The organism is Halorhabdus sp. SVX81 (assembly GCF_029207715.1).
GTDB lineage: Archaea > Halobacteriota > Halobacteria > Halobacteriales > Haloarculaceae > Halorhabdus.
Window position 1 is genome coordinate 1,287,222 of the sequence record NZ_CP104322.1, and the last position, 21,234, is coordinate 1,308,455.

General features: G+C 62.6%; 24 protein-coding genes. 10 read left to right on the forward strand and 14 right to left on the reverse strand.

From position 1 onward, the window contains the following. The first annotated feature begins 12 nt into the window (after positions 1-12). Complete coding sequence (locus SVXhr_RS06350; protein WP_275740476.1) at positions 13-279, forward strand: thioredoxin family protein; 267 nt, start codon at positions 13-15, stop codon at positions 277-279. Positions 280-306: 27 nt separating this feature from the next. On the opposite strand, the gene npdG is transcribed toward SVXhr_RS06350, so the two are convergent. Together npdG and SVXhr_RS06360 are read right to left on the reverse strand one after the other, a co-directional pair. Further along, positions 307-975, reverse strand: a complete 669-nt coding sequence (gene npdG / locus SVXhr_RS06355) for an NADPH-dependent F420 reductase (RefSeq protein ID WP_275740478.1) — start codon at positions 973-975, stop codon at positions 307-309. Between the two features lie 24 nt (positions 976-999). Further along, entirely contained in the window at positions 1,000-1,899 is a 900-nt protein-coding gene (locus SVXhr_RS06360; RefSeq protein ID WP_275740480.1) for a TIGR01548 family HAD-type hydrolase, read from the reverse strand. A gap of 105 nt (positions 1,900-2,004) precedes the next feature. On the opposite strand from SVXhr_RS06360, the gene SVXhr_RS06365 reads away from it, so the two are divergent. After that, on the forward strand, positions 2,005-2,526 hold the full coding sequence (locus tag SVXhr_RS06365) for an archaemetzincin family Zn-dependent metalloprotease (protein WP_275740482.1): 522 nt from the start codon (positions 2,005-2,007) through the stop codon (positions 2,524-2,526). A gap of 111 nt (positions 2,527-2,637) precedes the next feature. Next, positions 2,638-4,971: a response regulator gene (locus SVXhr_RS06370; protein ID WP_275740484.1), complete on the forward strand. Its 2,334-nt coding sequence runs from the start codon at positions 2,638-2,640 to the stop codon at positions 4,969-4,971. Positions 4,972-4,985: 14 nt separating this feature from the next. Here SVXhr_RS06370 and SVXhr_RS06375 read toward each other — a convergent pair whose 3' ends face one another. From SVXhr_RS06375 to SVXhr_RS06400, 6 genes are all read right to left on the reverse strand, one after another. Beyond that, complete coding sequence (locus tag SVXhr_RS06375) at positions 4,986-6,677, reverse strand: L-lactate permease (RefSeq protein WP_275740486.1); 1,692 nt, start codon at positions 6,675-6,677, stop codon at positions 4,986-4,988. 91 nt (positions 6,678-6,768) lie between these two features. Then, positions 6,769-7,533, reverse strand: a complete 765-nt coding sequence (locus tag SVXhr_RS06380; RefSeq protein WP_275740488.1) for a PHP domain-containing protein — start codon at positions 7,531-7,533, stop codon at positions 6,769-6,771. A 65-nt stretch (positions 7,534-7,598) separates the two neighbouring features. Beyond that, positions 7,599-8,159 carry a stage II sporulation protein M gene (locus SVXhr_RS06385; RefSeq protein WP_275740490.1) on the reverse strand — a complete coding sequence of 187 codons (561 nt, stop codon included), beginning with the start codon at positions 8,157-8,159 and terminating at the stop codon, positions 7,599-7,601. A 37-nt stretch (positions 8,160-8,196) separates the two neighbouring features. Continuing rightward, on the reverse strand, positions 8,197-8,346 hold the full coding sequence (locus tag SVXhr_RS06390; protein ID WP_275740492.1) for a hypothetical protein: 150 nt from the start codon (positions 8,344-8,346) through the stop codon (positions 8,197-8,199). Positions 8,347-8,460: 114 nt separating this feature from the next. Continuing rightward, positions 8,461-10,293 carry a ribosome biogenesis/translation initiation ATPase RLI gene (locus SVXhr_RS06395; protein ID WP_275740494.1) on the reverse strand — a complete coding sequence of 611 codons (1,833 nt, stop codon included), beginning with the start codon at positions 10,291-10,293 and terminating at the stop codon, positions 8,461-8,463. 24 nt (positions 10,294-10,317) lie between these two features. After that, a complete protein-coding gene (locus tag SVXhr_RS06400) occupies positions 10,318-10,611 on the reverse strand; it encodes a hypothetical protein (RefSeq protein ID WP_275740497.1) in 294 nt (97 codons plus the stop codon). A gap of 137 nt (positions 10,612-10,748) precedes the next feature. Between SVXhr_RS06400 and SVXhr_RS06405 the strand changes: the two genes are divergently transcribed. Beyond that, positions 10,749-11,018, forward strand: coding sequence for a helix-turn-helix domain-containing protein (locus SVXhr_RS06405; RefSeq protein ID WP_275740499.1), 270 nt, complete (start codon positions 10,749-10,751; stop codon positions 11,016-11,018). 27 nt (positions 11,019-11,045) lie between these two features. Here SVXhr_RS06405 and SVXhr_RS06410 read toward each other — a convergent pair whose 3' ends face one another. Continuing rightward, positions 11,046-11,702 carry a dienelactone hydrolase family protein gene (locus tag SVXhr_RS06410; protein ID WP_275740501.1) on the reverse strand — a complete coding sequence of 219 codons (657 nt, stop codon included), beginning with the start codon at positions 11,700-11,702 and terminating at the stop codon, positions 11,046-11,048. Positions 11,703-11,762: 60 nt separating this feature from the next. On the opposite strand from SVXhr_RS06410, the gene SVXhr_RS06415 reads away from it, so the two are divergent. Then, positions 11,763-11,915, forward strand: coding sequence for a hypothetical protein (locus SVXhr_RS06415; protein ID WP_275740980.1), 153 nt, complete (start codon positions 11,763-11,765; stop codon positions 11,913-11,915). On the opposite strand, the gene SVXhr_RS06420 is transcribed toward SVXhr_RS06415, so the two are convergent. Continuing rightward, positions 11,916-12,344, reverse strand: coding sequence for a DUF5799 family protein (locus SVXhr_RS06420; RefSeq protein WP_275740503.1), 429 nt, complete (start codon positions 12,342-12,344; stop codon positions 11,916-11,918). It lies immediately after the preceding gene. 62 nt (positions 12,345-12,406) lie between these two features. On the opposite strand from SVXhr_RS06420, the gene SVXhr_RS06425 reads away from it, so the two are divergent. Continuing rightward, complete coding sequence (locus SVXhr_RS06425) at positions 12,407-13,327, forward strand: NAD(P)-dependent oxidoreductase (RefSeq protein ID WP_275740505.1); 921 nt, start codon at positions 12,407-12,409, stop codon at positions 13,325-13,327. A gap of 16 nt (positions 13,328-13,343) precedes the next feature. On the opposite strand, the gene SVXhr_RS06430 is transcribed toward SVXhr_RS06425, so the two are convergent. Both SVXhr_RS06430 and SVXhr_RS06435 read right to left on the reverse strand, forming a co-directional pair. Further along, the gene (locus tag SVXhr_RS06430) at positions 13,344-13,622 is read right to left on the reverse strand and encodes a C2H2-type zinc finger protein (protein WP_275740506.1); all 279 of its coding nucleotides are present in this window, start codon (positions 13,620-13,622) and stop codon (positions 13,344-13,346) included. A gap of 2 nt (positions 13,623-13,624) precedes the next feature. Next, positions 13,625-15,043: a hypothetical protein gene (locus SVXhr_RS06435; RefSeq protein ID WP_275740508.1), complete on the reverse strand. Its 1,419-nt coding sequence runs from the start codon at positions 15,041-15,043 to the stop codon at positions 13,625-13,627. 155 nt (positions 15,044-15,198) lie between these two features. On the opposite strand from SVXhr_RS06435, the gene SVXhr_RS06440 reads away from it, so the two are divergent. Together SVXhr_RS06440 and SVXhr_RS06445 are read left to right on the forward strand one after the other, a co-directional pair. Further along, positions 15,199-16,050, forward strand: a complete 852-nt coding sequence (locus SVXhr_RS06440; RefSeq protein ID WP_275740510.1) for a heme-copper oxidase subunit III — start codon at positions 15,199-15,201, stop codon at positions 16,048-16,050. Between the two features lie 1,035 nt (positions 16,051-17,085). After that, positions 17,086-17,229 (forward strand): hypothetical protein, encoded by a 144-nt coding sequence (locus tag SVXhr_RS06445; protein WP_275740512.1) that lies wholly within the window; start codon positions 17,086-17,088, stop codon positions 17,227-17,229. Between the two features lie 61 nt (positions 17,230-17,290). Here the strand turns inward: SVXhr_RS06445 and SVXhr_RS06450 are convergent, their stop codons facing one another. Then, on the reverse strand, positions 17,291-18,634 hold the full coding sequence (locus SVXhr_RS06450) for a cellulase family glycosylhydrolase (RefSeq protein ID WP_275740514.1): 1,344 nt from the start codon (positions 18,632-18,634) through the stop codon (positions 17,291-17,293). Between the two features lie 442 nt (positions 18,635-19,076). Here SVXhr_RS06450 and dacZ point away from each other — a divergent pair, with 442 nt between their 5' ends. Together dacZ and SVXhr_RS06460 are read left to right on the forward strand one after the other, a co-directional pair. After that, entirely contained in the window at positions 19,077-19,883 is an 807-nt protein-coding gene (gene dacZ, locus SVXhr_RS06455; protein WP_275740516.1) for a diadenylate cyclase DacZ, read from the forward strand. After that, the gene (locus SVXhr_RS06460; RefSeq protein WP_275740518.1) at positions 19,883-20,665 is read left to right on the forward strand and encodes a mechanosensitive ion channel domain-containing protein; all 783 of its coding nucleotides are present in this window, start codon (positions 19,883-19,885) and stop codon (positions 20,663-20,665) included. Before dacZ ends, SVXhr_RS06460 begins: the two co-directional genes overlap by 1 nt. Here the strand turns inward: SVXhr_RS06460 and SVXhr_RS06465 are convergent. Beyond that, complete coding sequence (locus SVXhr_RS06465) at positions 20,642-21,199, reverse strand: acyltransferase (RefSeq protein WP_275740520.1); 558 nt, start codon at positions 21,197-21,199, stop codon at positions 20,642-20,644. The genes SVXhr_RS06460 and SVXhr_RS06465 overlap by 24 nt on opposite strands. Positions 21,200-21,234 lie beyond the last annotated feature (35 nt).

Genomic DNA, 21,234 nt, shown 5'->3' on the forward strand with positions numbered 1-21,234 from the left:
TTACTGGACATCATGACCGTTACCCTGATGGACTTTCATGCCGACTGGTGTGGCCCGTGTAAGACACAGGAACCCATTCTGGAGGAACTCGAGGACGACTGGCCGGAGGTCGACTTCGAGCGCATCGACGTCGAGGAAAAACAGGACATCGCCAACGAGTATCAGGTCCGGTCGCTGCCGACGCTGATCGTCGAGAACGACGATGGCGTCGTCGAACGGTTCATCGGCGTCACGCAGGGCGAGGACATCGAGACCGCACTCGAAGAAGCATCGGCCTGAGTTCTCCCGGGATTCCCGGACCGATTCTCACTCGAACCGGACGCCGACGTCCTGGAGGTCGTCGTTGTACATTGCCAGGTTGATCAAAAGCGGCGTCAGTGATTCGACTTCGGCGGCGTTGTCGATCGGTCCCGCCCGGAGTGGGCGGAGTCCATCGATCCCGTCCGTGAGCACCTCGACCCGTTCGAGGGCGTCCTCGTCGTCGCCGATCAGGATGGCATCGAGGGACAACTCGATGTCCAGATTCGCGAGTTCATCGGCTGCGAGGTTGTGAAACGCGCCGACGACCGGGACGTCCTCGGGGGCGGCCTCGGCGGCCAGCGCCGTGACACTCCCGGCTCCCGGTCGATTGTAATGCATGCCGCTCTCGTCGCGCTGCATGCCCACGGCCGGACTCACGAGCACGGTCTCTGCATCGAGGCCGTCGCTGACCTGTTCGATCGTGTCCACGAGGTGATAGGCCGGAACAGCGGCGACGACCACGTCGGCATCGGCGGCCGCCTCGACGTTCGCGGCTGCCGAGATCGTCCGTTCCTCGCCGCGACTCGACAACTCGGTCTCGTACTCGTCGGCTTTCGACCGGGCGCGCTGAGCATCACGCGATCCGATCACGACGTCGTGAGACGTGTGATACGCCCACCGGAGCGCCAGCCCTTCGCCGATGTCGCCCGTCCCGCCCAGAATGGCTATTCGCATATCTGACGTTACCGACCGCATCCGTTAAGCCTGCTGCGATCCGGTACAATTCTCGCCTGGTTCGAGCAGTTCCGGCAAGTCGTTGACCGACTCGACGACCGCATCCGCACCCGCGCGCTCGAACTTCTCACGTCCGGACTCGCCGGTCAGCCCGCCGGTGAGGACGCCGATCCCGTGATAGGTCCGGTCCGGATCGCCCTCGGCAGCGTTGACGGCGGTGCGAACGTCGTCGAGAGTGTCGCCGGCGAACGCAACGGTGTCAGCGTCGAAGCGCTCGGCCAGGGTCACGAGTGCGTCCGGATCGGGCTTGCCCGCGTCCCAGTCGTCCATGGTGAAGCGGTGTGCCTCGGGAAGGTCCAACCCGACCCGGTCCAGGGCGATGTCGGCTTCAGGCGCTGGCCGGCCCGTCAGGACCCCGACTTCGAAGTTCGCGAGGAGCGCATCGAGCGTCGAACGCTCGACGATGACGGTTTCATCGTGGATATAGCCTGCCTCCGACAGTGTCGGTTCCGTCCCCTCGATCGTCCGGTACTTGTCGCTTCCCAGGTACAGTTGCTGAAACACCTCACGGAGTTGGTCTCGATCGAGCGCCGCGTGGATCCGCTCGCGAGCCGCGGCGTCCATCTCGTCGTCGACGACCGATCGCGCCCCGGAAAACCCGCCGCCCGAGGCCGCAATCCGGTCGGTAAACTCTTCGACGCAGCGGTCGAACCCTTCGCTGCGTGCGAGGACGTAGAGTGCGAGTGCGTCCGTCAGCTCCCAGTCGTTGTTGAATCCCCCGGCGTCTTTGAATGCCTGCAGTGTGGACCGTGAGATGGTTTCGCCGTGGACGCGCGCGACGGTGTCGACCACGGCTCGCCGATACGAGTCGGCGACGTCTACGAGCACGCCGTCCACGTCGAGTACCACCGCATCTGACTGCATGGGTATGTCCGCAGACACGCTCCGGCGTAAAGCAGTTTCCGACTGTCGAAGGGGCCTCGGCCGATCGGCGAGGTTTTTAAGCGTCCCCCGTCCATATGCGAATACATGCACGTCGACATCGTGCCGGTCGGTGACCTCCCTGCGATGGTCAAACGCGAAGCCTCTGCCGGTCTGCGAGCAGTCTATGACTGTGACGTCAGCGTCCACGACACCCAGTCGATTCCGGCCGGGTCTTACGATCCCGACCGCGACCAGTACCGCGCAGAGGAATTCATCGACCTCGCCAAACGGGAGGGAACTGGCGAGAAGAACATCGCGATCACCGACCGGGACCTGTTCTACCGCCGCCGAAACTACGTCTTCGGGCTCGCGTATCTCGACGGCAACGGGAGCGTCATCTCGACCCATCGCCTGCAGATGACCTCTGACGGCGGTATCTCGAACAAGTCGAATACGGAGGTGTTCGCCGAACGCGTCCGGAAGGAAGTCGTCCACGAAATCGGGCACACCCTGGGGCTGGAACACTGCGATAACAAGCGCTGTGTCATGAACTTCTCGCCCAGAGTCCGTGAGGTCGACGTCAAAGAGCAGACGCTGTGTGGGAGCTGTCAACGTCGTGTTTTCTGACTTCCTATCGATCCGTGGCCATTTACTCCGGCCAACCAATTATTGGCAATGGCCCAGTTAACTAGGACGGTGATGAATGCATCCGTATCTGATACGATACGCGTCCTCTGCGTGGATGACGAGCCCGACGTTCTTGCGCTGACGGCCACGTTCCTCGAACGCGAGAATCCCGACTTCGTCGTCGAGACGGCAACGAGCGCGGATGCGGGGCGTGAACGCCTCGCGGACGGCACTTTCGATTGTGTCGTGTCCGATTATGAGATGCCCGGTGCAAACGGGATCGAATTTCTCGAAACGGTCCGTGAGGGCCGGCCCGATCTCCCGTTTATCCTGTTCACGGGGCGGGGATCCGAGGAGATCGCGAGCGACGCCATCTCGGCCGGCGTCACCGATTATCTCCAGAAGAGCGGTGGCTCCGAACAGTACACAGTGCTGGCAAACCGGATCGAAAACGCGGTCGAGCAGGCCCGGTCACGGCGGTTGCTCGAACGCAGCCAACGGCGGCTTCGGGAAGTCATCGATGCGTTGCCCCATCTGCTGTACATCGTCGACGAAACCGAGACGTATTTGCTGGCCAATCAGGCGCTGGCTGACTTCCACGGGACGACGGTCGAGGCAATCGAAGGAGCACGCGTCCCCGAGATCATCGGCGAGCCGGCCGCCGAGCAGTTTCGAACCCATCTGACGGACGTCTTGAACTCATCCGACCCAATATACGTCCCCGAAGTCGAACTCACTGTCTCCGAGGGGGAGACACACGTCTTCGAATCGCGTCTGTTCTCCCACGAGCTCGCTGGAACGGACACGCAGGCGGCTCTCGGGCTCGCGGTCGATATTTCCGACCACATCGACCGGGAGCGGCAACTCCAAGAGACGAACGTCCTGCTTTCGACGCTGTTCGATACGCTCCCGGTCGGTGTGCTGGCCGAGACCGAATCGGGAACGGTACTTTCGGTCAACCAGCGCCTGCTCGATCTGTTTGCCGTTACCGGTTCGCCGTCGGATATCGTCGGGACGGACAGCCAGCAACTCAAACGGGAGATACGTGGGAAACTTGCCGATCCGGATCGATTGCCGGATCGGACCGACGACCCGACTATGACGCCTGCACCGGAGGCTGCCCGGCAATTCGACCTTGCGGACGGCAGCACCTTCGAACGGAGCTACCGCCCGGTTGACCTTCCGGACGGGATGGGGCATCTCTGGGTCTATCGCGACGTGACCGAACACACCGAACGCAAAGCGGAGTTGGGCACGATCGTGGATCGCCTCGAAAACCTGCACGACGCAACCAGAGACCTCATCCGGGCTGAAGACCGGGAAACGGTCGCGAGGCTCGTGGCCGACTCGGTGCGTTCGATTCTCGATCATCCGAGCAACGTGGTTCGGCTCCGTGACGGTGCTGTTCTCCGACCGGTCGCCGTGACCACCGGAGCGAAGGCGGATCTCGGTGACCGACCGTCCTACGCGATCGGCGAGGGGTTTCCCGGAGAGGTGTATGAAACGGGCGAACACCGACTCGTCGAGGATTTCGAGGCGTGCGAACGCGACGTCGATAACGGCCCACATCGGTCCGCATTGTATCTCCCGATCGGCGATCACGGGACGCTCTCGATCGGCGACGACAGTCCGGAGACGTTCGACACACTCGATCGGACGCTCGCGACCGTCCTTGCCAACAATGCGGCGACTGTCCTCGACCGGTTAGCCGGCGAGCGGACGCTCAGACGTCAAAACAAACGGCTCGCGGAGTTTGGACGCGTCGTGGGCCACGATCTTCGAAACCCGCTCGAAGTGGCTCGAACGCGCTGTCGACTCGCACGCGAGGACCACGATTTCGACCACTTAGAGGCTGTCGAGCGGGCGCATGAACGCATGGAGGCGTTGATCGATGACCTCTTTGTGTTAGCCCGAAACGGGGAGATGCCATCTGACCAGGATTGGCTCGAATTCGGCGCACTTGCAAACGACTGTTGGGCGACTGTCAGTACGGGAGCTGCCACGTTCGTCAACGAAGCCGACGACCGGATTCGTGCCGACGAGGGTCGCCTCCGCGAACTGCTCGAAAACCTGTTCCGGAACGCCGTGGAACACAGTTCCACGAGCCCTGACTCGCAAGCTCGTCAGAACGCAGTCGAGCATCGCTCGACGAGTCCTCGTTCGCAAGCTCCGGAGGACGCTGTCGAGCACGGGGGCGAGACGGTCCAAGTCCGCCTGGAAACGACAGCCGACGGCTTCGTCGTCGCCGACGACGGCCCGGGGATCCCGGCCGGCGATCGCGACCGCGTCTTCGAGGTCGGCTATTCGACCACGGAGGACGGCACCGGGTTCGGCCTCAGCATCGTCTCACAGGTGGCTGATTCCCACGGCTGGGACGTGACGGTCTCCGAGAGCACACATGGCGGCGCGCGATTCGAGTTCACGGGCGTCGAGATCGAGCAGTAGCGTTCGGATCGTCCTCAGAACACGCCCGGCCCGACGATGTAGACCAGAAGCGTGCCAATAGTCCCCACGAACAGCGCGAAGATGACCGTCGGGACGGCGACCTTCCGAAGGATGTCACCCTCCCGGCCGGCGATGCCGACGACGCCACAGACCGCCGCGATGTTCTGGACCGAGATCATGTTGCCGACGCCGCCGCCGACGTTCTGGATCGCGACGATCATACCCCGCGAGAGGCCGACGTTCTCCGCGGCGTTGTACTGCAAGGCGTTGAACAGGATGTCAGAGACCGTGTTCGAACCAGTCACGAACGTCCCCAGTGCGCCGATCCAGGGCACGATCATCGGCAACGCGCCGCCGGCAGCCGTTGCCAGCACTTCCGAGAGCACCTGCATCATGCCCGCGATGTTCTCGGGATTGGTTGCCGACTCCTGCATCACCTGTGTGAGCGAGACGACGATGACGAGGGTGAGTGCCGCCGGGGCGACCTGTCGGACCGACTCTCGCCAGGCTTCGACGGTCCCCGAAACGTCGAGTCGATAGAGCAGTCCCGTGCCGATCGCGATCGGCATGAACGGCATCGTGCCCGGCAGGTACAGGTACTCGATATCCCAACCGAGTTCGGTCCCCAGAAGGTTGCCGATCTCGAAGGTCACCGCCTGCAACTGGCTTTCGATCCCGAGGCCGGGCCATCGAGTCACCAGGAGGAACCCGGCGACCAGCAGATACGGCGTCCAGGCCAGCCAGACCGGCATGTCCTTGGTCGGTTCGTCGTCGCTGATCGAATCGAGGCTCAGTCCGCCAAGCCAGGTGTCCGACCACCGACTGCGGTCGGGGAACGTCCAGGTCTTCTCGGGGACCAGAACGTCGTACTGTGCCATGACGATACCCAGACCGATGACCACGAACCCGGCGGCGATGTCGGGCAGCGAGTAGCCGATGAACCAGGCGACGGCCCACTGGACCAGCCCGGTGATGACGCCGAGAACCAGCGCGAACGGAACCATCGGGGCACTCGAGCGCGCTGCGCCGCCCAAAGACCGTTCCTCCTCGTCCCCGAACCAGTAGATCAGCAGGAAGACGCCCAGTAGTCCCCAGAAGACGAACGTCAGTCCCGTCATGACGCCGGTCCAGGCCGAGACGATCGACTTGAACTCCGCGACCCCGATGGTTCCCGAGAGCGTCGACGATAGCGTTTCGACGCCGGCGTTGATCGGCGTCCCCGCCGCACCGAACTGTGGATTCGGCGCGTTGAAAAACAGGCCGAAGACAGCCGCCGCGAGCGGCGGGAACCCCAGGCCGATGAACAGCGGCGCGGCCAGCGCCCCGGGCGTCCCGAAGCCGGCGACGCCTTCGATGATGGTCTCAAAGCCCAGTCCGATCAACAGCAACTGGACCCGTCGATCGTTCTCGACGCGCCGGAAGAACCACCGGATCGTGCTGATCGCCCCGCCGACCTCCAGATAGTTCATCAGCAAGATCGCGCCGAAGACGATCAGGATGATGTCGACCGCCTCGAGGACACCCTTCAACGCGGCGGCTGCCAACCACGTCCCTTCCATGCCCCACACGAAAAATCCAAGCGCTGCCGCGATCACCCAGCCGACTGCCATCGATCGTGCCGCCGACCACCGTAACCCGGCCAGCAGGACGAACGCAACCACGATCGGCAGGCTCGCCGCCAGCGCCAGGAGCACAACACTCGTCATATTGGGTTCACTGACACACTCGCCTGTAAATAGTCACACGGTTCTATCCGGGGTTTGCCACGATCGATCGGGTGTGTTTGTCGGCGAGTCCTTACGGGGGCAACTCGACGATCGGCAGGTTCCACTCCTCACGGACCTCGCGGAGTTCGTCGCTGCAGTCGATCAGCGAGTCCGGCGCGTGGGCGTCCGAACCGATCGTAAACGACACGCCAGCGTCAAGCAGCGTCTTCGCGAAGGGTTCGCTTGGATGGAACTCACCGTAGGCGTCGAGTACGCGGCCGGCGTTGATCTCGGGTACAGTCCGAGAATCGGCGAACGCCTCGGCGATCCGCCGGTAGTGATCCTCGGTCAGCAAGCCACGAAGCGCCCCGTTTCGCTCGACCAGATCGACGTGAGCGGCGATCTCGAACAGTTCCGAGTCGATCAGCGAGAGCAGGTGCTCGACGTACGTCTCGACGGCAGCCTCACGGTCCGCCTGTGGCAGGTCGGCGAAGTACGGTTCGTTGTGGACGTTTACCCCCTCGATCGCGTGGACGCTCCCGATGGCGTATTCGAAGTCGGCGTCTTCGAGGAAGGATTCGATCGTGGCCTCCCGATCGGCGTGGTAGTCCATCTCGACGGCGTCGAACAGCCGGAGGTCGGTCCCGTCCCGCGCCCGGTCGATTGCCCGTCGCCGGCGCTCGTAGGTGAGGTCGAGATTGAACCCCATGGTCTCGCGGTAGGACTGATCGGCGTCGAAAACATTGCAATGGTCGGCAAAGCCGACGCCATCGAGGCCAGCCCGCTCGGCGGCATCGATTATCTGGGGAAGAAAGGAGCCGTCGGAGTAGGTCGTATGGACGTGGTAATCGAACATGGTGTAATGTATCAAAGCTGGCGGATTACCGGTTTCGCTTCGGTCCCAATCGACTTCCGTGTCTGTCAGGACACTACCCGGGCGATCTGCAGGGTGAGATCGGCTTCGATAACAGCGGCGACAGCGAGTAACGCGCCGATGAGAATCATCCACCCCACGGTGTGCAGCAGGTGACGCGGGATCGGAATCTGCCGATTCTTGCCTGAGGCGACTTTCCAGAGGACGTGCGTCCAGCGAAATCCGAGGGCCGTGGCCAGCAACAGCGCAGGGATTTCAAAGAGCCCGTGTGGCACGATCAGGGCGGCGGTGACGCCTGGACCGAGTACCGTCGACGCTTCCCCCAGCACGGACCCGAGTGCAAGCCCGTTGAGCAGGAGAATCAACACCGTCGCGACTCCGATCGTCAAAACGCCCCCGATCAACTGCAGGCAGACGATACTGTTGTGAACGAACAAATCGAATGCCGAGAGCTGGATCGCCTCGAACCCGCCGTCCGGAACCGTCCGCACCGGAAGCGGTGACGTCGTTGCGTTCTTATAGCCCACAGCCACGCCAAGCACGGCGAAACAGCCGTACAGGACTGTCGCGACCCCAGCGTATGGGACGACCCCGCGGACAAACGGCATCGCAACATATCGACGGACGGATCGACGACCAACCATCTTAGAACCGAAACAGGATCGTCCCCAGGAGTAGGATCGAGGGGATCAACAGAAAGAATCCCAGTATCCCGCCGAACAGGAACATGACTCCGTTCAACCCTAGCGTGAGAACGACTGCGACCAACTTCTGCCCCAGTGTCAATTGCGCCATGATACGGATCTATTGACACAATCATATAAAATTACCTATGTCTGTTCTGAAAATATACTGGCTACATTGGTTGTGAGCCCAATCCGCAGGAGGTTTCCACCCACTCGACCGGCGTTATTCGGGCGCGTAGTAGTACTCGCCCGCGTTCTTCTGCTCGCGGTCCAGCCGACTCTCGGGCTTGTTGATCCGGGGGCGGCCCGTGCGTTCGTCGCGGCGGAAGGTGATGTCGAGGTTGCCCAGGAAGTCGTTCATGCCCGACCGCATCGACTGGGGGGTGCTGGCGTGGCCGGCGACGGCGGGTTCACCGTCGAAGACGAGCAGGCGGTCGGCCAGCAGGTCGATCATGTAGATGTCGTGGTCGATGACCATCGCCGTCGCGTCGTGGTTCTCGGCGTACCGCCGGATGGCCGACGTTGCGAGCACTCGCTGTTCGACGTCGAGGTGGGCGCTGGGTTCGTCCAGCAGGTACAGATCGGCGTCCCGGGAGAGACACGCCGCGATGGCGACGCGCTGGCGTTCGCCACCCGAGAGGTCCGTGAGTTGCTGTTCCATGATCCGCTCGAGCTGGAGGGGCTGAGCGATCTCGGTGTTCCAGTAGGAAGTGCCGAAATCGTCGGCGATCGAACCGAGGAACGCGTCGACGCGCATCGGCTGATCGACCTCGACGTACTGGGGCTTATACGAGATGTCGACGCTTCCGTCGAGTTCGCCCGTATCGGGTTCGAGCCGGTCGGCCAGTAGCTTCGCGAACGTGGACTTCCCGATCCCGTTGGGGCCGACGACGCCGAGGACCTCGCTCTCGCGGATGGTCCCGGCCTCGACAGAAAGCGAGAACTCACCCTCGCCGTAACTCTTCTCCAGGGCGGGGTACTCGATCACGACGTCACCCGTCGAGACCGCCCGTGGGGCGTGTTCCTCGAACTCGATGGCGTTCTGGCGGATCCGCATGTTCTCGTTTTCGAGGTATCCCGAGAGATACTCGTTGATGCCGTTCTTGACCGACTTGGGATCCGTGATGACACCGAACGCGCCGGGTTCACCGTACCCGACGTGGATCACGTCCGCGAGCAGGTCCAAGATTGCGAGGTCGTGTTCGACGACAAGCATCGAGCGGTCCTCCTCCTCGGCCATCTCCTGGATGAGTCGCGCCGCGGTCATCCGCTGGCCGATGTCCAGATACGGCGAGACCTCGTCGAGGAAGTAGAAGTCCGCGTCCCGGGCGAGCGCAGCAACGAGTGCGACCCGCTGAAGTTCGCCACCGGAGAGCGTGTCGATGTCCTGATCGACGACCGGTTCGATGCCGACGCGCTCGATCAGCTCGTCGAGGACGCCGCGCTCGTCGGTGCCTTCGAGGAGGGCGCGCGTCGTCCCGTCGAACTGGTCGGGGATCTCGTCGACGTACTGTGGCTTGCGGGCGACCGTCACGTCACCATCCAGCAGCGATTCGAGGTAGTCCTGGAGTGCGGTACCGCGATACTCATTGAGGACGGACTCCCAGTCGCCGCTCGTGGCGCTGTCCCCAAGGTTCGGCGTGAGTTCGTCCGCGAGGATGTGAACGGCCGTGGTCTTTCCGATCCCGTTGGGCCCGAGGATGCCGGTTACGCGCCCCTCGCCGGGGGCCGGCAGGCCGTACAGCGAGAAGGCGTTGTCGCCGTAGCGATGGACCGGGTCGTCGTTGAGTTCCTGAGGAAGATTGATGATCTGAATGGCGTCGAAGGGGCACTTTTCGACACAGATCCCACAGGTTTCGCCGAGACAGATCTCCTCGCTGATCCAGACCTGGTCCGGGTCACCTTCGAAGGGCTCCCCGTCGTCGTAGTGGTCTTCGCGCTCGACAATGCACTCCTTGCCCGTCCGGTTTGGCGGACAGAAGTTGACACACTCGTAGTTACAGCGATCGGGCTGGCATCGATCGAGATCGACGACCGCGATAGAATCATCTGCCATGTATTGAATTCTCCTGAGTCCTCGTTAGGCCGTGGTAAGCAGGATACTCCAGGTGACAAACCAGAGCGAAAACGTCATAAATCCGACGTAGAGGTAGTCTTTCGCCGAGAAATCGTCGAGGTCGACGCCCACGGCATACAGGATCGGGAACTGGGCGACGGCCGCGGCGATGACGAGACCAAGCGCCGACTGTGACTCCGCGACGGTAAACAGCATGTGGGAGGCGACGCCGGCGATCACCCCGCCGATCGTCGAGAGGGCGGTGACCGTGACGCTTCTGGCGTGGCCGGTCAGCCGGTGTGATGTTTCGGTAGCCATACCGCATCATCGGCTACGGGGGCTAAAAAGCCGTTCGTTCGAGTTAACGGGAGCCCTACGGGCCAGGGTCTCTTCCGGGGCCGCCACGAAAGACAACTCCTCAATATTTATACGGACGGCGACCGTTGGTTCGGTCAATGGCTGAATCTGACGAGGAAGACATCACAGACCTCCCGCCGAGTGCCAAACTCGTCTTCAAGGTCCTCGAATACAAGGGCCCGCTGACGCAGAAGGGAATCGTCGAGGAATCGATGCTCTCGGCTCGGACAGTCAGATACGCGCTCGAACGGCTCGAAGAGGTCGACGTCGTCTCCGAGGATGTCTACTTCGCTGACGCCCGACAGAACCTCTACGAACTCACGACCGAGGACGCCACCGAGCAACAGGATCAGGCCGTCTCGGACTGAGTCGACCTTCTCCGGCTGTTTTCTCTTCTACCGTGACGACTTCGTGTCAGTGAGGAGATCTTCGATCATCTCCCTGACGAACTCGCGTTCGTCGTCGTTGACGCCGTGGCCCATCCCCTCGTAGAGACGCTTCGTCACGTCGGCGTGTAAGTGCTCGAACACCGCTGCGGTCTCCTCGACCCGCTCGGCAGCGATGTGCGGGTCGACATCGCTACAGCCCAGAAAGACCGGCGTGCCATCGAGGTCGCCGTCGTAGTCTTCGACGTCGACTGTTTCGCCGATAAGCCCGCCGCTCAGCACGGCGAGTCCGCCGTATCGCTGTGGGTTGCGCGCGACGTACTCGCTGGAAAGGCATGCCCCCTGAGAGAACCCCAGAACCAACACGCGATCACGCTCGATGCCGGCGTCGACGGCCGCCTCGACGGCGTCGTCGATCGCCGCCAGCCCCGACGATCGGCCGGGTTCGTTCGACTCGACCGGCGCGGTGAAGGGGTTTGGATACCACGTATTCCGGGCAGCCTGTGGCGCGAGATACGCCACGCGCTCGTTGGGGAACCCCTCGGCCATCCTGACGATGCTCTGGGCGGTCGCGCCGCGGCCGTGGACGAGGACGGCGGCAGCATCGGCGTCTTCCAGCGGTGCACCAGCGGTGACGAGTGGTTGGTCCTGATGTGGTCCGGTCACTGCTAATCACGTCAGAACACGCCGCCACGTCGCTTAAGCTCGTTGCCAACGGAAGTTTAGGTGTATGCCGACAGTCGAACTCGAAGCCGAAACGATCAACGGCTGGACAGTCTTCGGGTCGACGACGAATCCGACGACGAGATCGTGACCGAGTTGATCAACATTGACGAGACGCAGGAGCTGACGTTGTTCCACGGCGGCGACGAGCTCTGATCACGAGCGGGCCAGTTCACAGACCTCCGCCCAGCGACCGCGCTCTTCGAGCCGCGTCTGTAGCGCCGTGGCGTACTCCGCGGCCAGATCCTCGGCCGTCTCACGGAGCTGATCGTCGGCTTCACTGCCGCCGAAGACGTCCTTGACACTATCGAGCAGGCCGCCGCTGTTGTCGGCTGTCGCCGCCCCACCGGGTTGGCGGTCGCCGATGCGTCGGATCTCATCCATGACACTCGTGAGTTTCTGCGCGTCGACGACCAGTTCGGCGGTCTCGGGATCCTCCGGGCCGTCGATCTCGAATTCGACTGCAGTCATGACCAGGCCCCATTGCTGGCTGGAGAGAGGCGAGGCCGCGACGCGGTCGGCGAACTCCTGGTCGGTCTGCATGCGTTCGGCGGCGATCCGCTGGGTCCACGATCCGTCAGTCATATCCTCGCGTTGGTCCCCCGGACCCATGAGCGTTTTCGCCACGGTTCGCAACGTTTCTGTCCATGGCGGCCGAACTAGCTGCCACCATGCAAACAGTTGGATTTATCGGGCTCGGCGCGATGGGCGCGCCGATGGCCGAGAACGTCGCCGACGCCGGCTACCCGCTGGTCGTCTACAACCGGACACGATCCCGTACCGAACCGTTCGCCGAACGTGGGGAAGAAGTCGCTGACTCCCCCGCGGCGGTGGCCGAACGTGCCGACAGCGTCGTCGTGATGGTCACCGACGACGAGGCGCTGGAAGCGGTCCTCGAGAGCGAAAACGGGCTGCTCGCCGGTCTCACGACAGACACTACCGTCATCCAGATGAGTACGGTCACGCCGGCCGCCACCGAAGCCGCGGCCGAGGCAGTCCGGGACGCCGGTGGGGAGTACGTCGACGCGCCGGTCTCGGGCACGGTCGGCCCCGCCGAGGAAGGGACGCTCACTGTTCTCGCGGCCGGTCCCGAGGCGTTGCTCGACGACGTCGAGGGCATCCTCGCGGCGATCGGCGACCCGATCGTCGACTGCGGCGCGATCGGCGACGGCGCACGCATGAAGCTGTTCGTCAACCTCCTGCTTGGGGACATGATGGGGGCCTTCGCCGAGGCGCTCGCCTTTGGCACGTCACAGGGACTCGATTACGACGACATGTTGACCGTCGTCGAGGCAGGGGCCGTCGACTCGCCGCTGTACTCGATCAAAGGCGAGAACATCGCCGACGGGGACTTCGAACCGCGGTTCCCCGTCGACCTCCAGTTCAAGGACCTCCGGTACGCCGTCGAGGAGGCCAACGACGCGGGCGTCCCGCTCCCACAGACTGCCGCCGCACGCGAGACGTTCAGCGCCACGAGCGGGATGGGCCACAGCGAGGAAGACATGGCCGCGGTCGTGAAGTTCTTCGAGAGCGTGGCCGGGCTCTCGGTCGGCGAGCAGGATTCCTAACGCGTCGAATCTCCGCCTACACCAGCGCGTAGGCCATCAACAGTCCGAAATACAGGATCACCAGTGCGATCAGCGCCTTGAGTCGAAATAGTCGCAGCCGCTCGGATTCCTCGTCGTAGGCATCCTCGAACGCATCGATATCGTTCGAGTCGAGCGCTTCGGCGTGTGCCTGCCCGCGATGGAACCGCAGGAGTTCCTCGCGGACGAACGGGCGGCCGCACTCTGGACAGCGCGCCGGCGTGGCGTCGTCGGGAACCTCGTACGTCGTGGGGTCGAACGATTGTGGTTCGGTCATGGTTACAGGAACGGTGGTTGAATCGTCGGCTGGGTCACGATCCAGAGGCTCGTCATCGTGTAGGCGACCATCACCAGGGTGAAGGGGTACTGGCTCCGGATAGCCTGCAGACGGCCGGGAAACAGGTCGAAGGCAGCTGCGTGGGCGATCCAGATCGCCAGCAGATGGCCGGCCAGCACGCTCGCGACCGAGATCGCACCGAACCATCCCGGCAGCGAGAACACCGGGACGACGGCGGGCGGCGACAGCGGCGACGTGAGGACCGTCGCGAGCACGGGCGCGAGCGAGAGGAAGTATCCGAGATAGTGCGCCAGATGGTAGCCCGCAGCGATCGCGATCAGCGGTGGGGCAAACCGTCTGGCAAGTTCGCCGGCCGCGAGGTAGGTCTCGCCGGTCGAACGCGCGGCCCGGGCGGCGAGTCGATAGACGCCGAGGAACGCCACGAACCCGATCGCGAGGGCCGCCGGATATATGAGGTGGGCCGGTACCCCCACCTCGATGAGCGGGCTGATCAGGGACTTCCAGGCTGGCGTCGCCACGAACCCGTCGTAGGTCGTCGACCACAGCAATGCGACGACGAACGCCACCTCGCTTGAATCCGTCACGAGATCGGTGCGCGTGAGGCCCACGCCCGGCGCGCGCACTGCCAGGCTGGCGTCACCGTGCTTGTTGTCGCTGATGCGCGTCGAGATGGTTTCGATCGGAGCCACGTGGCCGTAGTACTTGAAGACAGCCGAGATCGGGTCGACGCGGTCGAACCACCGGTCCGGCCCGAAGACGACCGCGCCGGCGATGGCAACGACGGTGTAACCAACAACGACCGTCGACAGCAATGCGGGATCGTCGGCGAGCGGGCTGACAACTTCGATCCAGATGAGCGTGAGCAACCCGACGACGGCCGGCCAGGCACCGACCGACGGGAGCGTTCGGTCCAGTGAAGGGAGCAGTTCGGCGACCGTCCGCCAGGGGTTCACTGTCGACCACGTCTCCCCAAGCAGGTACGCACTCATGGTGTAGCCGGCCCACCATCCGACCCAGACGAGCAAGATAGCGAGGTTACTCAGCCCACTTTGGGGGCCGACGTAGCCGATCGTGACCACGACGGCCACTCCGAGGACGGCACCGACGCGGGCGATCGACGCGAGACCGTCGCGGCCTGGAATCGGGACGGTCGCCCGCCAGCCGTGAAGATCATCGATAAGTCGGCGATCGGTGACGAAACTCGCCAGCAGGAACGACGCGCCCACGACGGCCCCGCCGGTCAGCAGGAACAGCCAGGTCGGCACGGTGACGCTCTCGCGCGCGCCCTCCCCGAGGCTTCCGCCGTGTCCGGCGGCCGTTGAAGCGAACAGTCCGGCCACTCCCAGGGCCACGATCGCGACCAGTCGACGCGCGAGTTCTCGGCTCCCCAGCGACGGCATTGGCTGCCCCTTCGTGGGTCCGGCCCGTGTAGGTTCCGGCTTGGGCAACGCGGTCGGGGCCGTCTCGGCTTCCCGCCGGACGCCCGGGTGAGGCGACGGCGGCAAAAGACTCCCCCGAAGGTGCCTTTTTGCCCGCTGCCGGGGAAGTCAGTTCCATGAGTATTGTCGAAGACTCGGATGCGGGCGACGGCCATCACCTGCCCGCCGAGGAGGACTGGCCACGCGGGTTCGGTGAGGCGAGCTGGTGGCCCTTTATCACCGCGATCGGAGCCGCAGGGATCTATCTGGGTGCCGCGCTCTGGCTCCTCGCCGGCGGGGACGACCCCCTGGTCGGATCCTCGGTCGGTCCGGGAACCATCGTCGCCAGCGTCTTCCTGTTTCTGGTCGGAATGTATGGCTGGCTGTATCACGCCTTCGTCGTGGACTTCTGGCATCGTGGGTCCGACACGAGTGGCAGTAGCGCCCTTCGGCTGGGTATGTTACTATTTCTCGGCTCGGAGATCGCCACGTTCGGTGCCGGGTTCGTCTACTACTTCTTTATTCGTGCCGGCGCGTGGCCACCGGATCACCTCCCTCACCTGCTGGGGAGTCTCGTCGTCATCAACACCGCCATCCTGATTGCTTCCAGTGTGACGCTACACATCGCTCACCTCGCGCTCCGGCGGGGCAACCGCCGTCGGTTCCTCCAGTGGCTCGCCGTCACGCTTGCGCTGGGCATCGTCTTCATCGCCGGCCAGGCCTACGAGTACTACCAGTTCATCGTCGTTGATGGGTTCTCGCTGTCGACCGGGACCTTCGGGAGCGCCTTCTACGGGCTGACCGGACTCCACGGCGCACACGTCACGCTCGGGGCGATCCTGCTTGGCATCGTCTTCGTTCGCGGCATGGCCGGTCAGTACTCCGAGCACCGCCACACCTCCGTCAGCACCGTCTCGATGTACTGGCACTTCGTCGACGCCGTCTGGCTATTCCTCGTGGCGGTACTGTACGTCGGCGCGGCCGCCTGAATCCGAGAATTGGTTTCCAGTCACATTCAGTAGATGCGTGGAATGACCGTTACTGGTCTTTAGCTGAATGCAGGCGCTAAGCCCCCTCCCTCAATTGAGCGACTGAAGGGAGTGAAGTAGGGTGGAGATACAGCTTCCCCAGAAATCGGAAATTTCTGGTGTGCGAACGAATTCCAAAGAAATTGGTTAACACCTGTGAAGACTGCGCTTCCTGTGGATACGTCCGTATCTGCAAAGCGCGTTCGTGAAATTACATCTCACGGGCTGTCTGACGGAGTCTGACAACGCCGTAGAAGTATAAAGGTCCCCTCAAGGAGCGAACGGCGCCAGCCGTGAGCGAATAGGGTAGGGTAGTTCACTAGCAGTCATTGATCGGAGCTCGTCTAAGGATCATCGCATCCCCGTGATTGTTCCCATACTCGAAGTAAAGATACAGACACACCTTGTCCTTTGAAGTGTCGAGATTATCAAACTCAAGGATACGTTCGCGGCCGTTGACCGTTCCATGAAACGCCACGAGGTTCGAATCTGTCGGTACGTCAATAGTCCCCACTTCGTGGGACTCGGGATCAAGGGTGCGAGATCTCCATTCTAATAACTTCTTGTCCGTTTCTAGCGCAAATCGAAACTCATTCGTGGAAATTCTCCAATTTTTAAAGATGACGTTCACTTCACGAACAGACGGGTTGCCTTGAAGCGCATCAAGACAACCCGCCAACGATGAAATACCGAGACTCCCACTTGCGATCAATACATTCCGACGGGAGGACATTATGTTCCGACAACTCGAGTAATGGAATATCAACCTTCTGGACGTTCTCAAGGCGGTGTTCAGACAAGCATCGATGAAAGAGCTACTTTCTGCGGGCTAATCAGCCGAATCCTGGTGGCCTGCGAAAATCGGAGAGTTCCGGCGACAGCGAGGCGCGGGATCGAAACTGGCGAGGGCTTTCAGAGCAGTCTCACTCGGTTCACATCTCCATCTGAACACCGCCGTTCTCAAATACAGTTCTTTCCGGTATTGACCGTCAATCGATGGCCATCACGTGGTTTTGCGAACGGTTCTGTGACACGCTGCAAACTCGCTCCGTCCGCTATCCTGAGTGTGGCTGGGAACCCGGGGAGATCGAGAGTCGTCTGAAGTACTACGAGGGTATCGACAACCACGACTGGGCGTGAGCGACTCTCCGGCGTGAGCGTTGCTTTTGGGGTGGACGCGGAAATACCGAGAATGGCTCTCTCAGTAGAGCTCTCTGAATAGTGCGAGGAGATCGCCGACGCCGACGGCCCCGTCATCGTTGAAGTCATAGGCGTGTGGGTTCGTCCGGACCGCCTCGGTATCGCGGTTGTTCAGGAGCCACCGTACGTCGCTGATGTCGGTCTCACCGTCGCCGGTGACATCCTCGATCCGGCCGTCGTTATCGGGATCTCGCCGCAGGAACTGCTTCACCGTATCGCCCATGTACCCGTCGCCGGTCTGGAGGTCCCAGTCGGCGGGTCGGTCGGTGACGTACTCCGGAATCGAACCGCCTGTGTATGGCGACCAGTCTTCTTCGTCGGGGACATCGAACCCACGCGTGAACATGTTGGGGTCCCAGAGCACGTCGAACACCCACGCGGTCGAATGCACCGGGCGCGTCGAGAGCCACTCGGTCACGTGGTGGCCGAAATCCGGATCGTGCTCCGCCCAGTCCGCGCCAGCTGCCGTTTCCTCGTTGACGCCGCCGCCCGCGGCCGGGTCCGCGTCGTAATCGAACCCCCACTCGGTCATGAAGACCGGCGCGACCTCCCAGGCGGGCGTCTCGTCGTCGTAGGGAACGTCTCCGCCGCCGTTGTTGACCGGCGTGACGAAGTCATCGTAGTCTCCAGGTGTCGTCGGTCCGTGTCCCGGATAGAGGTGGAGTGTATAGCCGAGGTTCTCCCCGTTGAACTCCTCGATCACCGCGCCAAAGGTCATCTGTGACCACCGCGGTGACCCGACGAGCACGAGATTCTCTGTGTACTCCCGAACGGTGTCGACCCACGGCTGGGCTGTGGCTTTCCACTCACCCCAGAAGTCCACTAATTCCTGGCCAGAGACGCCGTAGTTCGGGTTGCCCTGGGGTTCATTGTATACTTCGAAGATGACGTGATCCATCTCACCGTACCGCTGGGCGACGATGTCCCAGAACATCGTCACTTCCTGGCTGAGCCCGTCATCCGTCCACGGAATGTCGCGATGCCGGTGGTAGTCGATGATCGCGTACGCCCCGTTTGCCGCGCACTGTTGGACGGCCGGATCGAGATGGTTCTCGAGATAGTCCTGCAGCTGAGATTCGTCGAAGGCCGGCGGTTCCGGTCCCGCACCGGCTTCGTGTTCGCCGATGTCGACCGGTTGGACCGGCAGTCGAACGACGTCGGCGTGCCAGCCCTGGCTACTGTCCGTCGCGAGATCGATAGTCTGTGTGGCGTCTTTCCCACGTACCGGCGCGGTCACGTCGACCCGCTTGGGATCGGCAATGTTGACGCCGTGGAGTTCGACAGTGTCCCCGTCAGGCGTCTCCATCAGATTCCCGTTCCGTCGGAGCGGCGGGAGCGTATGCATATGGGAATCGGCTGCGACATTCCCTATCAGCCCCCCGCTCGCGACGACAGCGCCGGTACCGGCCGCGGCCTGTAAGAAGCGTCGGCGTGATGTCCCTGAACGGGTGGTTTCAGATCCGCTGGTTGGACCGTCGAACAATTGTGCGTCTTCGGTCATTCGATTACGTGTTTTTTCTTCGTCGATCATCGGCCTGCTCAGGCTAATCGTTCCAGTCGTTTGTACTTAATAATTGTCTATGTATTCATGGCAGTTTGCAGAAAGGGCCATCCAGCGTACCACTCTCCCGGACGACTCACCTGAGTCCGGACGTACCCAACGGGCGTGTCCGGGATCGGAACAGCCGAGGGGTTTCAGCGGCGTCGCCACTTCGGGTCGTCCGTTCTTGCACACGAGTCCTCGAGCGCCCGCAACCCTTTTTTCGTGTCCGATCGAAAATAGGACAATGAGTCAGATCGACGATGTGCTGGGACGGTTGACGGCGGATATCGACGCCGTCTTTCTGTTTGCGCCGAGTGATAGCCTCTACGAGGAATTTTCCGACGAGCAGACGGTCGTCGTCGTTGGGGCGGACAACGGCCCTGGCGCGGAACGGTTCGTCGAGTTGCCGCTGGATTTCACGGCGATCGGTGACCGAATCCGGTTCGGCGTCGAAGGCGCACTCGAAAAGGACTACGTCGTCGAGACCGACGACATTCTCTGTCTCGGGCGGACCTACGCCGACGAGCTTGACACCGCCATCCGTGTCCGCGCCGGCGAGTTCACGGAATCCGGCGTTTACGATCTGTTCGTCAATTCCCGGGCCGAACCGGGCGTCATCCGGAACGTGCTGGAGGTCGCCGTAGAGCTCGGGAAGAAAGGCCAGAAGGGCAAGCCTGTCGGCGCGCTGTTCGTCGTCGGCGACGCCGGCAAGGTGATGAACAAGTCCCGCCCGCTGAGCTACAACCCCTTCGAGAAATCCCACGTCCACGTCGGTGATCCGATCGTGAACGTGATGCTCAAGGAGTTCTCGCGTCTCGACGGCGCGTTCGTGATCTCCGACTCCGGGAAGATCGTCTCCGCCTACCGCTATCTCGAACCCTCTGCCGAGGGCGTCGACATTCCGAAAGGACTCGGGGCCCGCCACATGGCCGCGGGCGCGGTCACGCGTGACACGAACGCGACGGCGATCGTGCTCAGCGAAAGTGACGGGCTGGTACGGGCATTCAAAGGCGGTGAGCTGATTCTCGAACTCGATCCGGAGGAATACTGATGGTGGCCATCCCCGATGTCCTGCGGACCCTGTTTTCAGAGGAGACCGCGGTCGTCGTCGCCATCATCGTCCTGTTTATCGGCGCGGTCCTGAGCTATCTGGTCTGGCGCATGACGCGTTCGATTCTCGAACAGGCTGGGGTTCCCGAGGCCGTCGAAGGGACGTTTTTCGAGCGAACGCTCCAGAATGTCGGGTTTTCCACGGTCGGACTTGTCGCCCAACTCGCCGCGATCTTCGTCTATGCGCTGGCGATCTTCATCGCAGTCCAGACGGCCCAGGTCAACTATCCCTCCCAGTTCTGGACCGAATTCAGCGCGTATCTTTCGCAATTGTTCATCGCTGCGCTCGCGATCATCGTCGGACTTATTTTAGGTGACAAGGCGTCGTTGGCCGTCAGTGAACGGCTGCGGAGTATCAAGCTCCCACAAGTTTCCGTGCTCGCGCCCGCCGTCAAGTACAGTATCTTCTACGTAGCCGCCTTGGTCGCATTGGGGCAACTCGGTGTCGCGACGACGGCGTTGCTCGTGCTGTTGGGCGTCTACGTCTTCGGCGTGCTGTTCCTGGGCGGACTGGCCTTCAAACATCTGCTCGCAGCGGGTGCGGCAGGCTTCTATCTCCTGCTCTCGGAACCGTACTGTATCGGCGACGAAGTCGAAATCGGGGATCGACGGGGCGTCGTTCAGGAGATCGACATCTTTGTCACACACATCGAGAACGACGACGCCGAGTTTATCGTTCCCAATCAGCGTGTTTTCGAATCAGGCGTCACCCGATTCCGCTGACGGATCATCGCCCGCCGAGTCCCCATCGTTTTGTCGAGTGAGAACCTCCGCCGGGACACCCGCGACAGTCGCCCCCGAGGGAACGTCTTCGGTGACCAGCGAGTTGGCTGCCACTTGGGCGTCAGCACCGATATGGACTCCGGGGAGGACGATCGCACCGGCCCCGATCATGGCTCGCTCGCCGATCACGACCTCACCAGTCCGATACTCGTCCTGGAGATACTCGTGAGTCAAGAGTGTCGCGTCGTACCCCACGATGGCGTCGTCCTCAATTTCCAGGAGATCGGGCCAGAGCATGTCGGGCGTCGCGCCGAACGCCAGCGCGACCCCCTCGCCGACGGACGCCCCGAGCAACCGCAAGACGACGTTTTTCAGCCGGACGCTTGGCACCAGTCCGAGCGCCCAGATGATCGCCGGCACGACGAGCATCCAGAGCGGATTCCGGGTCCGGATCCAGTGGCGCAACGAGTTTCTGGACCCGTCGACCGGGTGTCGATCGAGTCTGTCGTACCGTGTCGGTACATCGTCGCTCACGTCGTCGGCTTGGTCGGCGGTGGTATTGAATGGCG

Bases quoted from the DNA above. Each gene is read 5' to 3' on its own strand.
- SVXhr_RS06350 (WP_275740476.1), top strand. From the start codon at position 13: ATGACCGTTACCCTGATGGACTTTCATGCCGACTGGTGTGGCCCGTGT.
- npdG (WP_275740478.1), bottom strand. From the start codon at position 975: ATGCGAATAGCCATTCTGGGCGGGACGGGCGACATCGGCGAAGGGCTG.
- SVXhr_RS06360 (WP_275740480.1), bottom strand. From the start codon at position 1,899: ATGCAGTCAGATGCGGTGGTACTCGACGTGGACGGCGTGCTCGTAGAC.
- SVXhr_RS06365 (WP_275740482.1), top strand. From the start codon at position 2,005: ATGCACGTCGACATCGTGCCGGTCGGTGACCTCCCTGCGATGGTCAAA.
- SVXhr_RS06375 (WP_275740486.1), bottom strand. From the start codon at position 6,677: ATGACGAGTGTTGTGCTCCTGGCGCTGGCGGCGAGCCTGCCGATCGTG.
- SVXhr_RS06380 (WP_275740488.1), bottom strand. From the start codon at position 7,533: ATGTTCGATTACCACGTCCATACGACCTACTCCGACGGCTCCTTTCTT.
- SVXhr_RS06385 (WP_275740490.1), bottom strand. From the start codon at position 8,159: ATGCCGTTTGTCCGCGGGGTCGTCCCATACGCTGGGGTCGCGACAGTC.
- SVXhr_RS06390 (WP_275740492.1), bottom strand. From the start codon at position 8,346: ATGGCGCAATTGACACTGGGGCAGAAGTTGGTCGCAGTCGTTCTCACG.
- SVXhr_RS06395 (WP_275740494.1), bottom strand. From the start codon at position 10,293: ATGGCAGATGATTCTATCGCGGTCGTCGATCTCGATCGATGCCAGCCC.
- SVXhr_RS06400 (WP_275740497.1), bottom strand. From the start codon at position 10,611: ATGGCTACCGAAACATCACACCGGCTGACCGGCCACGCCAGAAGCGTC.
- SVXhr_RS06405 (WP_275740499.1), top strand. From the start codon at position 10,749: ATGGCTGAATCTGACGAGGAAGACATCACAGACCTCCCGCCGAGTGCC.
- SVXhr_RS06420 (WP_275740503.1), bottom strand. From the start codon at position 12,344: ATGACTGACGGATCGTGGACCCAGCGGATCGCCGCCGAACGCATGCAG.
- SVXhr_RS06425 (WP_275740505.1), top strand. From the start codon at position 12,407: ATGGCGGCCGAACTAGCTGCCACCATGCAAACAGTTGGATTTATCGGG.
- SVXhr_RS06430 (WP_275740506.1), bottom strand. From the start codon at position 13,622: ATGACCGAACCACAATCGTTCGACCCCACGACGTACGAGGTTCCCGAC.
- SVXhr_RS06435 (WP_275740508.1), bottom strand. From the start codon at position 15,043: ATGCCGTCGCTGGGGAGCCGAGAACTCGCGCGTCGACTGGTCGCGATC.
- SVXhr_RS06440 (WP_275740510.1), top strand. From the start codon at position 15,199: ATGAGTATTGTCGAAGACTCGGATGCGGGCGACGGCCATCACCTGCCC.
- SVXhr_RS06445 (WP_275740512.1), top strand. From the start codon at position 17,086: ATGGCCATCACGTGGTTTTGCGAACGGTTCTGTGACACGCTGCAAACT.
- SVXhr_RS06450 (WP_275740514.1), bottom strand. From the start codon at position 18,634: ATGCATACGCTCCCGCCGCTCCGACGGAACGGGAATCTGATGGAGACG.
- dacZ (WP_275740516.1), top strand. From the start codon at position 19,077: ATGAGTCAGATCGACGATGTGCTGGGACGGTTGACGGCGGATATCGAC.
- SVXhr_RS06460 (WP_275740518.1), top strand. From the start codon at position 19,883: ATGGTGGCCATCCCCGATGTCCTGCGGACCCTGTTTTCAGAGGAGACC.